11 protein-coding genes are annotated in these 13,492 nt (G+C 37.7%); 8 read left to right on the forward strand and 3 right to left on the reverse strand.

What is annotated here, in order from left to right; genetic code table 11:
- The first annotated feature begins 93 nt into the window (after positions 1-93).
- Positions 94-621 (forward strand): DUF1456 family protein, encoded by a 528-nt coding sequence (locus ABOA58_RS03135; protein WP_350301163.1) that lies wholly within the window; start codon positions 94-96, stop codon positions 619-621.
- A 164-nt stretch (positions 622-785) separates the two neighbouring features.
- On the opposite strand, the gene ABOA58_RS03140 is transcribed toward ABOA58_RS03135, so the two are convergent.
- Positions 786-1,685, reverse strand: a complete 900-nt coding sequence (locus tag ABOA58_RS03140) for a 3-hydroxyacyl-CoA dehydrogenase (protein ID WP_350301164.1) — start codon at positions 1,683-1,685, stop codon at positions 786-788.
- A 285-nt stretch (positions 1,686-1,970) separates the two neighbouring features.
- On the opposite strand from ABOA58_RS03140, the gene ABOA58_RS03145 reads away from it, so the two are divergent.
- Positions 1,971-3,239 carry an S-adenosylmethionine decarboxylase related protein gene (locus ABOA58_RS03145; protein WP_350301165.1) on the forward strand — a complete coding sequence of 423 codons (1,269 nt, stop codon included), beginning with the start codon at positions 1,971-1,973 and terminating at the stop codon, positions 3,237-3,239.
- A 562-nt stretch (positions 3,240-3,801) separates the two neighbouring features.
- On the opposite strand, the gene ABOA58_RS03150 is transcribed toward ABOA58_RS03145, so the two are convergent.
- Positions 3,802-3,942: a hypothetical protein gene (locus ABOA58_RS03150; RefSeq protein ID WP_350301166.1), complete on the reverse strand. Its 141-nt coding sequence runs from the start codon at positions 3,940-3,942 to the stop codon at positions 3,802-3,804.
- Positions 3,943-4,315: 373 nt separating this feature from the next.
- Between ABOA58_RS03150 and ABOA58_RS03155 the strand changes: the two genes are divergently transcribed.
- The 6 genes from ABOA58_RS03155 to ABOA58_RS03180 all read left to right on the forward strand — a co-directional run bounded on the left by ABOA58_RS03155 (position 4,316) and on the right by ABOA58_RS03180 (position 11,848).
- Positions 4,316-5,506, forward strand: a complete 1,191-nt coding sequence (locus ABOA58_RS03155) for a glycine C-acetyltransferase (protein WP_350301167.1) — start codon at positions 4,316-4,318, stop codon at positions 5,504-5,506.
- A 44-nt stretch (positions 5,507-5,550) separates the two neighbouring features.
- On the forward strand, positions 5,551-6,510 hold the full coding sequence (locus tag ABOA58_RS03160) for an L-threonine 3-dehydrogenase (protein ID WP_350301168.1): 960 nt from the start codon (positions 5,551-5,553) through the stop codon (positions 6,508-6,510).
- A gap of 329 nt (positions 6,511-6,839) precedes the next feature.
- Entirely contained in the window at positions 6,840-8,234 is a 1,395-nt protein-coding gene (locus tag ABOA58_RS03165) for an amino acid permease (RefSeq protein ID WP_350301169.1), read from the forward strand.
- A 178-nt stretch (positions 8,235-8,412) separates the two neighbouring features.
- Positions 8,413-8,706 carry an RNA polymerase alpha subunit C-terminal domain-containing protein gene (locus ABOA58_RS03170; protein WP_137024044.1) on the forward strand — a complete coding sequence of 98 codons (294 nt, stop codon included), beginning with the start codon at positions 8,413-8,415 and terminating at the stop codon, positions 8,704-8,706.
- Positions 8,707-8,802: 96 nt separating this feature from the next.
- Positions 8,803-9,723 carry a type I pantothenate kinase gene (coaA, locus tag ABOA58_RS03175; protein ID WP_350301170.1) on the forward strand — a complete coding sequence of 307 codons (921 nt, stop codon included), beginning with the start codon at positions 8,803-8,805 and terminating at the stop codon, positions 9,721-9,723.
- A gap of 619 nt (positions 9,724-10,342) precedes the next feature.
- Positions 10,343-11,848: a malate:quinone oxidoreductase gene (locus ABOA58_RS03180; protein WP_350301171.1), complete on the forward strand. Its 1,506-nt coding sequence runs from the start codon at positions 10,343-10,345 to the stop codon at positions 11,846-11,848.
- 329 nt (positions 11,849-12,177) lie between these two features.
- On the opposite strand, the gene ABOA58_RS03185 is transcribed toward ABOA58_RS03180, so the two are convergent.
- Positions 12,178-13,251 carry a potassium channel family protein gene (locus ABOA58_RS03185; RefSeq protein WP_350301172.1) on the reverse strand — a complete coding sequence of 358 codons (1,074 nt, stop codon included), beginning with the start codon at positions 13,249-13,251 and terminating at the stop codon, positions 12,178-12,180.
- Between the last annotated feature and the right edge of the window lie 241 nt (positions 13,252-13,492).

Here is a 13,492-nt window from a genome sequence, read left to right on the forward strand (position 1 = left end):
AAAAGGTTCTCGGATTTTAACCTGCGTTTATTTCCATCCATTTGTGAAATAATGAAAGTACTGTGAATAGAGAAATACATAGGAGGTTTTTGGATGCATAATCATGATATATTAATTCGATTAAGATATGCGCTTGATATTAAAAATAAAGATATGGTAGAGATATTTAAACTAGGGGAGATCGAAGTGACAATGGAAGAAGTCATGCAGATGCTCACAAAACCAAAAGATGATTATTATGATGAATATGAAGAATATGATGATATGGATGAAGATGAAGATGGGATAACCTGCAATAACATGATGTTAGAGTCCTTTTTAAATGGTTTGATCATTTTTAAAAGAGGGAGACAAGAGCCAAAACCTGGTCAGCCTCAAAGTCAGGCACCTGCTGTAAAGAATAAGGAAAGTGTGAACAATATCCTTCTGAAGAAACTGAAAATAGCATTATCATTAACCAGTGAGGATATGATTGATATTTTGGAAGAAGCAGGAGTCATGATAACCAAAGGGGAATTAAGCGCTATACTAAGAAAAGTGGGTCATAGGAATTATAAAGAGTGCGGAGATCGATACGCGAGGAATTTCTTAAAAGGATTAACTTTGAGATATAGGGGATAAGGGTTCAGTAACTGTTTCTATCATGCACATCATTACAATTAGGCCTTGATTTCGTGAAAAGTACTTTTCCGATTTCAGGGTCTTTTTCTTATGACGTTATTGAAGGGATAGAAAGTGCGAAATAGTAAAAAACAGAAGGCACCCTCAAGGCACCTTCTGAAACATTAACCTTTTAAAAAGTCTGGCTTTGCGAAATTGGGGTTGGGATATTTATAGAAGCCTTCTCCTGCTTCTCTTCCGATTTTCCCTTTATCGATATACTCTGTTTTCAATAAGTTAGCCAGTTTTTCGATCTCTGGATCACCTGTCGCTTTCGCTTTTGCAAGTGAAATATTATAAGCTGTATTAATTCCTACCACGTCCAATATGGCGAAAGGACCAAGGGGTGCCCCTGTTGCGACCATCCACGTTTTATCGATGGTTTCCGTATCAGCCACTCCTTTTAATAAGAGCATTTGGGCAGCATCCAAAAGAGGAACCAATAAGGAATTTAGAATATAGCCTGGCTGCTCTTTATGTAAAGGCAAAGGAACCATTCCAATCGATTTTGCAAAATCAATCACTTCATCGAACACTTCACTATCCGTTCCAGGATGCTTCATGATTTCTGCCGTATTGTTTTTCCAGATTTCATTAGCGAAATGCAAAGCGAGGAATTTTTTTGGACGGCCTGTCGCTTCGGCGAATTGGCTTGGTAATAATGTAGAAGAGTTCGTGGCGAAAATTGTTTTTTCAGGTGCCACTTTTCCTAACTCTGTGTAAAAATCGGTTTTGATTTGAACCACTTCCGGAATCGCTTCAATCACAAGATCAGCTTCGGCAACTGCCGCAGATAAATCACTGTGGAAAGAAATGCGGGAATAAGCAGTATTAAGATCTTCCTCCGCAGCGCCTATGTCTTCTTTATAGTAGGGCTTTAAATTAGTGATCCTATCTTTTGCACGTTCTAACGCTTCATCATTGATGTCATATACTGATACGTTAAATCCTTTGAATGCGGTTTGAAATGCAATCTGACTTCCTAAAACGCCGCTGCCGGCAATCGTGATATTCTGGTAATTCATAGTCATTCTCCTTTATTTCTTTGGATATCTATACTTGTTAATTATTTCACTTAGCTTGAAAATAGATGCAGGAATAGCTTAGGATATATATTATTTTCCCTTTAAGGGACCCGATAAACGCATAGTGAAACGTAACACCCCTTCTTAGATGCAGGAGTTTCTTCATCACCTTCCTATCATTTTGGATTGATGATAGCTTGTACGTATTGCTCATTTCATCAGTTGCCCATTGCATTTCATCCGTAACCACATAGTTTATAATAAAAGGTTGGACGAGGTGTAAAAATGGATGATTACCAAAAAGTGATAACCATTCTTGGGAGTGCAGGAGGGGCCGCAAAATCAATACTTTCCATATTGAACAAATCAGCTATTGATAAAAAGGATCCAATCCATCTTTTTATATCCAGTTGTATTATTCACTTAATTGATATTAAACAAAAGGAAGAAAAATATTATCATGAATTATTTCCACAACTAAAAGATCAAATTGTACTGCATCAATTTGATTTAAAAGATACAAAGAGGTTTATTAAGCATCTTGAAAGCACAAAAACATTATGTGTCATTGATCTTTCATGGGCGGATACGGTTGAAATGCTGCAATGTTGCGACGCATTAGGCATTAATTATGTTAATTCCGCTTTAGAAAACACAATGATCGATGAAAATGAAGAATTATATTATGGGTTTCCTGTAATTGAACGGATCAGGCATTTTGAAAAGGTTAAAGATCAATTTTCCAATTCTACAGCTATCATTGGATCGGGAATGAATCCAGGGGTGGTCCAATGGATGGCCATTGAGCTGTTAAAGAGTGATTCAGAGGAACGACCGCTTGGCTGTTACATTGTAGAGCATGACAATTCGTTTTTTAAGGACAAATCGAAGGCAAAGAATGACGTCATTTACACAACCTGGTCTCCCGAGTGCTTTCTGGATGAGGCTATTTCATGCTATCCAATGTTTATGAATCACCATACACCGCTCTTTTTATATGAAAATGTTTATGATGTCGAATTTAAGGTCACATTAGGGGACAAACAGTTTTACGGTTGTTTAATGCCTCATGAGGAAGTATATACTTTAGGTAAATTGTATGATATGGAAGGCGGCTTTTTATATAAGATAAATGACCATACGACGGAGTTAATCCGCTCGAAACTGGATGACGCCGATCAATTATGGAACCATGACATGAAGGTTCTCGATCCGCTTGAAGCCGAACTTGACGGGGAAGATCTAGTTGGTGTCCTTATCGTTTATCAAGATAAGGAGCGTTATATGTATAATACATTAAAGAATCGCGATATCTTTTCCAAATATAAAACCAATGCAACATACTTTCAAGTGGCCTGCGGGATATATGCTTCATTATCGGTGCTGCTAATGGATCAAATCCCCAAAGGGGTATACTATGTGGATGAGTTATTGTTAAATACCAATAATCATTACGGTCAATATTTGACCTATTATATGACGAGTTTTGTGATTGGGGAAAACAATCATTCAGATGGTCCATTACTTCACAGAATGAAAAAAATGAATCAATAATGTGAATTTTTAAGTCGGCATCAATGAAGGGAGCTGGCTTGATTTTTCAACTATATAAAGTTGTGCACAAGGTGGCGGAAAGGAAAAAGGGAAATCCTTCTCCTTCAAATTTCCCTTCTGAATGTGCATAACTTTTTTTGTTTTTTAGATCTTCTTTTTACGTGAACGTTACGGCAATATCCGGAGCTGATCAGCAGCTCTTTTTTTATTGTTGTAATGGACTTTAGCGTCCATTAGTACAATGTAAAACAGACAAAAAAGAGGATAATTAATCCCCTTGCAGGCTATAGACAATTTCAGTTTTTTCTTTTAAAAAAAGTTCCAGCTTGATTTAAGAAATTCGCTCCTTTCCGCCGACTGTCTGCCAAGCCTCATCTGGAAGGGGGGCGCAAATTTCTTCAATTCAGTGAGTTTTCGTCTCATTTAAAACAATTAAAAATCATGGAGTATAACCAAGCATTGTTTTAAAAATATGGTGAAAATCACTTCGGTAAAATCGTGGAAGGGATTCGGCAGGAGAGCATTACGGACTCCCTTTTGTCGACAAACTGAAAGAGGATAATCAATCCCCTTGATCGTCTTCATTTGTTTGTTCATCAGATTTTTGGACGATTTCTTTTAATTCACCAATGTCACCTTTTGCATTGATAATCTCAAAAATCTCATTTAAGCCTTCTGAGGTTTTTTCATCTTCCGTTTTCACTATACCCCTCCTTAATTAGGTTAATGGTTAAGGTCTCCAAAAAACCAGTAGATAAAACATCGGTTGCCTTGGAAAATTGATGAAATTCTCTTCGCATTTCCATTGATATAAACGCATTTTAGGCGGATGTTGATTGTAAAAACTACAAAAATTCAAATTTTTTTGTCCGCGCAATATGGACAACATTAAAATTATCTATTATTATGATTGTTATAACACTTAGTATAAAGGGATTTATGTTAATATCGAGTGTGTTTCTGGAAAAGACACGTGTATTTTTGGAAAAAAGGAAAAAAATACAATTTTTTTAAATAGGGGTAAAACATATAAAGATCCTGCATTTATTCCAACCATCAATGAGGGGGTATATTAAATGTCAAGTGAAATATTAAATAAATTTTTGAAAGAAAATTTGGAAGATTTAAAAGAAAAGGGACTTTACAACGTTATTGATCCGGTGGAAGGTCCAAACGGTCCGGTAATCACCATTGCAGGCAGAGAGCTTATTAATTTATCATCCAATAATTATTTAGGTTTAGCAACAGATAGACGATTAATAGAGGCTTGCATAGAAGCGACGAAAAGATATGGTGTCGGTGCCGGTGCGGTTCGTACGATCAACGGAACGTTAGACATTCATGTCAAATTAGAAGAAAAGCTTGCCGAGTTCAAACATACAGAAGCAGCCATTGCTTATCAATCTGGATTTAACTGTAATATGGCAGCGATTTCAGGAGTGATGGATAAACACGATGCCATTCTTTCAGATGAACTGAATCATGCTTCAATCATTGATGGTTGCCGATTATCCAAGGCGAAAATTATTCCCTTTATCCATTCCGACATGGACGATTTACGGACAAAAGCACGTCAAGCAAAGGAGTCCGGATTGTATAACAAGATCATGATTATTACCGACGGAGTGTTCTCCATGGATGGGGATATTGCCAAGCTTCCTGAAATTGTGAAGATAGCAGAAGAGTTCGATTTAATCACGTATGTTGATGATGCGCATGGTTCGGGTGTATTAGGTAATGGTGCAGGAACGGTAAAACATTTTGGATTATCGGATAAAGTGGATTTCCAAATTGGAACATTATCCAAAGCCATTGGTGTTGTTGGAGGCTATGTAGCAGGAAAGAAAGATTTGATTGATTGGTTAAAAGTGAGAAGCCGTCCATTTTTATTTTCAACGGCTGCCACACCGGGAGCAGTTGCAGCTAGTATAGAAGCCATCGATATTTTGATGAATAGCTCAGAACTTCAAAATAAGCTGTGGGAAAACAGCGATTACTTGAAAAAAGGCCTAAAAGAATTAGGATTTGATATCGGGGAGAGCGAAACACCGATTACACCTTGCATTATAGGTGATGAAGCAAAAACGCAGCAATTCAGCAAGAGGCTGAATGAAGAAGGTGTGTATGCCAAATCCATCGTATTCCCTACCGTTCCAAAGGGAACAGGAAGAGTGAGGAATATGCCTACGGCTGCTCATACAAAAGAGATGCTGGATCGTGCAATTGCCATTTATGAAAAAGTAGGAAAAGAGATGTCAATCATATAAGAGATTGCTTGTTTCGTAGTTTAAAACATGGGGAGGGATTTTTGATGAAAAAGGTCTTGGTAACGGGGGCTTTAGGTCAAATTGGTTCAGAATTGACGCTGAAAATGAGAGAGATTTATGGAGCTGACAATATCATTGCAACAGATATTCGAAAAACGGACAGCGATGTTGCTCAATCAGGTCCATTTGAGATATTGGATGTTACGGATGAAAAAGCGATGTATAACATGGCAAAAAAACATGAAGTGGATACGATTATACATTTAGCCGCTTTATTGTCGGCAACAGCTGAAAAGAAGCCGCTTTTAGCCTGGCATTTAAACATGGGCGGATTGGTCAATGCTTTGGAATCTGCACGAGAACTTGATTGTCAATTATTTACACCTAGTTCCATTGGAGCGTTTGGTCCAACCACTCCTAAAGATTGGACACCGCAAGACATCATTCAACGACCGAATACGATGTACGGAGTGAATAAAGTATCCGGAGAGTTATTATGTGATTATTATCATCATAAATTTGGGGTTGATACGAGAGGTCTTCGATTCCCGGGACTGATTTCGTATGTCACACCTCCTGGCGGCGGAACTACCGACTATGCAGTTGAAATTTACTATGAAGCGATTAAAAACAAACGATATACTTCTTACATTGATAAGGGAACGTATATGGATATGATGTATATGCCTGACGCTTTAGCAGCCATCATTAATTTAATGGAGGCAGATGCCTCAAAATTAAAACATCGCAATTCTTTCAATGTGTCAGCCATGAGCTTTGATCCGGAGCAAATTGCAGCCGAAATTAAAAAGCATATTCCGGAATTTGTCATGAATTATGAAGTCGATCCTGTAAGACAATCCATTGCAGACAGTTGGCCAAATACAATTGATTCAACTTGTGCGAAGGAAGAGTGGGGATTCAAGGCGGAATATGATTTGGAGAAAATGACGAATGATATGTTGTTAAAGCTGAGATTAAAGTCCCTTTTAGTAACAGCATAATAAACCTGCCAGCCGAATAAAAGAGTTGCAATACTCTTTTATTCGGGTTACTTTATACAGGGGAATTTTAATGTTTAAGGGGTGAGCTGTTATAAACGATAAAAAGTAAGCGCTTTCTATGAAACCTTGAACAGAATTAAGAAATAACATGAAATTTGATAGTAATCTTTCTAACTGTCAGGAATGCTTAAGAGTGAAGAATGATTTTATGAGGCAGCTTTAAGAAAGATAAAAAAAGTGGAGCCTGCTATATCATTTCTATACTAAATAGGGAGTGTATTAAGCATCTTGAAAAAATTTCGACTATTAGTAGTGTAGGGGGAAATGGAATGGCAAACAAAGATTTGAATAGGGACTTGAAAGGTCGTCATATTCAGATGATCGCTTTGGGCGGAACGATTGGTGTCGGTTTATTTATGGGTTCAGCCAGCACGATCCAATGGACAGGCCCGTCTGTAATGTTAGCTTATGCGATCTCTGGGCTTTTTATATTCTTGATCATGCGCGCAATGGGGGAAATGTTGTATTTGGAGCCAAGTACAGGTTCATTTGCAACATTTGGTTATAAGTACATTCATCCATTGGCAGGGTATATGACAGCATGGAGTAACTGGTTCCAGTGGGTTATTGTCGGGATGGCAGAAATTATTGCAGTGGGGACGTACATGCAGTATTGGTTCCCTGATCTCCCTGCTTGGATTCCAGGTTTAATCGCAATGGTGATTCTTGGAGCAGCGAACTTAATTTCCGTTAAATCCTTTGGGGAAATTGAATTTTGGTTTGCATTGATTAAAATCGTGACTATCATTTTAATGATCGTTGCAGGATTTGGACTTATCTTCTTTGGAATCGGTAACGGAGGGGAAGCCTTAGGATTATCGAATCTTTGGGAGCATGGCGGTTTATTTACAGGTGGCTGGAAGGGCTTCTTCTTTGCTCTTTCACTGGTGGTTGCCGCTTATCAAGGTGTAGAATTAATTGGGATTACAGCTGGTGAAGCAAAAGATCCTCAAGAAACGATAACGAAAGCGATTCAAAGTACCATTTGGCGTATTTTAATCTTCTATATCGGTGCGATTTTCATTATTGTAACCGTTTACCCTTGGGATCAATTAAGCGCGATTGGCAGTCCATTTGTTGCGACTTTTGCGAAGGTTGGTATCACGGCAGCAGCTGGAATCATTAACTTTGTCGTAATCACGGCTGCTATGTCTGGCTGCAATAGTGGTATTTACAGTGCTGGACGCATGCTTTACACATTAGGGATGAATGGACAAGCACCAAAATTCTTTGCTAAAGTATCCAATAGCGGTGTTCCTTTATTCGGTACGTTCGGAGTGATAGTCGGGTTAGCAATTGGGGTTGTTTTAAGTTATATTGCACCAGAAAATTTATTTGTGCATGTATACAGTGCGAGTGTACTTCCTGGAATGATTCCATGGTTTGTCATTCTGATCAGTCAAATTAAATTCAGGAAAATCAAAAAAGCTGAAATGCACAATCATCCATTCAAGATGCCTTTTGCACCTGTTACAAACTACCTGACCATCGCTTTCTTGGTCATGGTATTGATCGGTATGTGGTTTAATGATGACACACGTATATCACTTATGGTTGGAATAGGTTTTCTTGCTATCGTTGTAATTAGTTATTTCGCTTTTGGAATAGACAAGCGTGTACAAGCCAATGCTCAGGCAGAGGCTCAGGAAGATAAAGTGGGTTAATCTATCATTCACTTTGGGTTTTACAAAGGGTTGCTGCGGCAGCCCTTTTCCAATGAAACCAAAAGGGCAGTTCAGTTTTAACAAGAGATGATAAAATGGAATAAAATGATTGCTTACTTGTGAAGGGTGAACTTTTTATGTTCGAACTTAAAAATCATAAGAAAAGGGGAAGTTGACAATGACAACTTCAAAGAAGAATTTGAGGACTTGCGAAAAGGGACACAAATACTATAAATCCAGCGACTGTCCGACCTGCCCTGTATGTGAGCAGGAACGAAAACCTGACACCGGATTTCTTTCAGTGCTCTCGGCACCAGCCAGACGTGCATTGGAATACAATGGGGTAACCTCTTTACAACAGCTCTCAACATATAGTGAAAAAGAGATTTTGAAATTTCACGGTATGGGACCAGCTTCTTTACCTAAACTTAGGGCTGCTTTGGAGACAGGCGGGTTATCATTCAAAGATTAATCACTTTACGTGGATAAGGGATCAGGAACATCTTTTTTATGGTCATCATCCTTGTTAAACTGATAGTAACTCTAAAAAGTGAGGTAACGAAAAATCATGAGTTCCTATACTCCCTATTTTGAATTCAATCGAGAAAAGTGGGCATCTCTGCGAAACCATACTCCTCTTCCTTTAACAGAAGAAGAATTGGATAACTTAAAAGGAATAAATGAAGAAATATCCATTGTGGAAGTAGAAGAGGTTTATTTGCCCTTGACTCGTTTGATCAATTTACATGTTGAAGCATCTCAGCAGCTTAATACAGCCACCACTTCATTTCTAAAAACTGATGCTAAAAAAGTACCATATATCATTGGAATTGCAGGAAGTGTTGCTGTAGGAAAGAGTACGACAGCAAGGTTGCTTCAGACTTTATTATCTAGATGGGATAATCACAGAAACGTAGGTCTTGTCACTACCGACGGTTTTTTGTACCCAAATGATCTTTTAGAAGAAAAAGGACTCATGAAAAGAAAAGGGTTTCCTGAAAGTTATGATACTCAAAAATTAATTAATCTTATCGGAGATCTAAAAGCAGGAAAAAATAAAGTGGAAGTTCCAATCTACTCACATTTGAAGTATGACATTTTGCCAAATGAAGTGCAGACTATCTGTAATCCGGATATTTTAATCGTGGAAGGTGTTAATGTTCTTCAAGTTGACAAGGAAAACCAAGTATTCGTCAGTGACTTTTTTGATTTCTCACTCTATGTAGATGCAAACGTAAACGACATAGAACGATGGTATGTTGAAAGGTTCCTTTTACTTCAAAAGACCGCATTTCAAAGTCCGGAATCCTATTTTCACCGTTATATTAACTTGTCTAAGGAACAGGCCATTAAACAAGCGACTCAAATTTGGGAAGAAATTAATTTGAAAAATTTACATGAAAATATACTGCCGACTAAAGGACGGGCAAAACTCGTCTTGAAAAAAGGATCAGAACACAAAGTTGAAAATATCTTTTTGCGAAAATAATAAAATGGATGCAAGGATTGTGTATTAGAATAATATTTTTTTGTAATAGCAATAAAGTAAGGAATTTTATTTATAATGGACTATGCAATAAGTCTTAAAATTAGCAATATTATCAATGGTCTTACCTTATATTGGTTTAATTATCAGTAATTATTGGTATTGTTATAATATCTAATAATTGGGTGAAATTTATGATACAAGTCAAAAAGGTAGGAGTTTAACATTTTCAGGAAGGTCCTTATTTTTTAGGGAAATGGTTACAGATCCTTCTAATTTCACTTCTGATTTTGTTAATAAATGTGTATTTTCGTCGCCTTTTCCGATGTGTCAATATTATTTCACTAACAGATTTTTCCTTCAATGAGGAGAAGTTGCTGAAAAAATCTTTTAATGCGACTATCGGGGCGGTTAAGTTTAAGCTAATTTCTTCACAAAATCAATATTTTAGCAAAAAAAGTAATAGTAGAATATTTTAATCTATGAAATAATAATAATAGACTATGATATAGTTATAAGGAGACAGAAAAGGTGTGTTCCTTGTTCGTGCCTGGCTTTTTGTGACACCTAAGCAGGAGCGCCTACATCTTTTTTGAAAATATAGGGGATAAGGAAGGTTATAATGAGCAACATACAGAAACAAACAGACGTTATCTTAATTGGCGGCGGAGTCATGAGCGCGACTTTGGGATCATTACTGAAAGAGTTAGCACCGGAATGGGAAATCAAAGTATTTGAGAAGCTTGCAAACGCAGGAGAAGAAAGCTCTAACGAATGGAATAATGCGGGTACGGGTCATTCTGCACTGTGCGAGCTTAACTATACATCCGAAAAATCTGACGGATCTATAGATATAAGCAAAGCAATTAAAATTAATGAACAGTTCCAAGTTTCATTGCAGTTTTGGTCGTATCTTGTAAACTGTAAGTTGATTGATAATCCGCAAGACTTTATCATGCCATTGCCTCATATGAGTATGGTACAAGGGGATAAAAATGTAGCGTTCTTAAAGAAACGTTTTGAAGCGCTGTCAAAAAATCCTCTGTTCCAAGGTATGGAGTTTTCCGATGACCCAGCAAAACTGATGGAATGGATTCCACTTATTATGCAAGACCGTCCATCAAATGATTCTATAGCGGCAACAAAAATTGATTACGGTACAGACGTTAACTTTGGTGCTTTGACACGCATGTTGTTTGACCACTTAAAGACTAAAAACGTCGATATCAAATATAAACATAGTGTTGATAATGTTAAACGGGCTAGCGATGGCACATGGGAATTAAAAGTGCGTAATGTCGATACTGGCAGCGTAGAACGCCATAATGCTAAATTCGTCTTTATCGGAGGCGGGGGCGGAAGCTTGCATCTGCTGCAAAAATCCGGTATTCCTGAAGGGAAGCATATCGGCGGATTCCCTGTTAGCGGATACTTCATGGTATGTAATAATCCGGAAGTTGTTGCGCAGCATCATGGAAAAGTATACGGAAAAGCTAAAGTTGGTGCTCCACCAATGTCTGTTCCGCATCTTGATACACGTTTTATCGATAATAAAAAATCGTTGCTATTTGGACCATTTGCGGGCTTCTCTCCGAAGTTCTTAAAAACAGGTTCAATGTTCGATTTAATAACTTCCGTAAAACCGAATAATGTTTTAACTATGTTGGCCGCAGGCGCAAAAGAGATGCCATTGACAAAATACCTGATCCAGCAAGTTATGTTATCGAAGGAACAGCGCATGGAAGAGTTACGAGAGTTCATCCCGAACGCTAAGAGCGAGGATTGGGAATTAGTAGTAGCTGGCCAACGTGTACAAGTCATCAAGGATACTGCTGAAGGCGGCAAAGGTACACTTCAATTTGGTACGGAAGTTGTCAGTGCATCCGATGGCTCGATTGCAGCATTGCTAGGTGCTTCTCCAGGGGCTTCTACTGCTGTTCATGTTATGCTTGAGGTAATTAATAAATGCTTCCCGCAACGTATGAAAGAGTGGGAACCGAAAATTAAAGAAATGATTCCTTCTTATGGAGAGTCACTAATGGAAAATACAGAGCTTCTGCACGAAATTCAAACTTCAACATCAGAGACGCTTGGTCTAAGCAAAAAAAAAGAGTTAGTTTATAGTTAATTTTTGGATACTGAAGCAACATTGAAATTAAAAACAACAGAACCTTTAATCTATCATTGATTGAAGGTTCTTTTTTTGTTTTAAAGCCTATTCAATTAAGAATGCTTATTTGTAGGCAAACTCGAAGAAAATTGAGATTATGGCTTGTACAATTTGGATGTTGATTGGAACGTAGGGCACTCGCTTTCCGCGGGCGGTCCGGGAGCCTCCTCGGCTTGCGCCTGCGGGGTCTCCCCTAGACGCGCTTTACACCCGCTCCAATCGACTTATTTTTAACTTTTAGATAGAACCCTTTTGTCTACAAACTGAGGGATGCTATTATAGCATCCCTAAAGATTTCTGCTTCTAATGTGTGCATTTGAATTTATTTGGGAAATGGTCTCTTTATCGCAAATAATGAAAAGCTGTGCATCATCAGGAATTCGTGCATCTAATTTTTGGTTTATGTTCAGATCACCACGATCCGCTACCAGTGTGGCTCCTTTGTTAAGAAGATCTATAAACGCATCACGATAGGTTAGCCATTCATCTTGTTTAGGAATCTCATACATAGTTTCCTCATATTTCGTGCTCATAAGTTCTGAATACATGTGGGTGACTCCATGAGAAAATAATGATCGTACTGCTGCGTGGGAAATCATTTCTTGCGTAGGAATAAACTCATCCACCTTTACACGCTCGAATAAACGAATATGCTTTTGATTGATCACCTCGGCTGTGACATGGATGGACGTATTTGTTTTTTCTTCAATGGCCGTTATGGCAGTGGCAACTAATAATGTCTTTCCATCGACAAGTAACGGATCCTTTGTAGCATAATTATCTTGTGTTATTTGGTCAGCAAAAATGATAACGCCTTTTGCTTTAGGCAGATTTGCACGGAGTAATGTTTCTTCATCGGTGGCATCCCCGCGAACATAAAACAGACGCTCCTCCATCATAGGAGCTTTTTCCAAGTTATCAATGATTACAATATCAATGGTTTCATCAGATTTAAAAATTTCTTGGAGTGCTGATTTTGACTTATCACTCCAACCAATCAAAATGATATGATTTTTACCTGTATATTTCATTTTTCCACCAACTTTACGTTTTTCGATAAGATATACAGATTTAATGATTTTTCCAATAAAAAGACTAACAAGCCCAATGCCCGTGATGTAAAGACCAATGGTAAATGCTTTTCCAAGATCGGTGACCGGTGCATAGTCCCCAAAACCAACCGTAGCAAGCGTTGTAAGAACCCAGTAAACTGAGGTTAAATATGATTCGAACGTCTGTGGCTCAATAGAAAAAGCAACATACGCAGCAACTAATATGTATAAAATGGCAAATGGTATAAAGATTCTACCTCTTAATTTAATCAGGTAATATATTATTTTTTTTACCTTAATTCTCATCATACCCATCCTAGTTTTCAAGTCATCATCGATTAAATTTATATTTCCCCAATTAAACAATTAAATAAACGTAAGTGTAAAAAAACTATTTTTTACCCAAGTAGGGAGTAAGAAGCAAAAGAGAACTGTTTAAAATAACGTTCAGGGCTCTTTTTCTTATGCAAAAAAAGGGGCGGATCGTTGAGAATTCCATTGAGTTTCATCTGCCCAAGTTTAATAGACCATACAATCAGTTTAAGTTTCA

The sequence above is a fragment of the Peribacillus frigoritolerans genome (genome assembly GCF_040250305.1).
In the GTDB taxonomy this organism is placed as follows: Bacteria; Bacillota; Bacilli; order Bacillales; family DSM-1321; genus Peribacillus.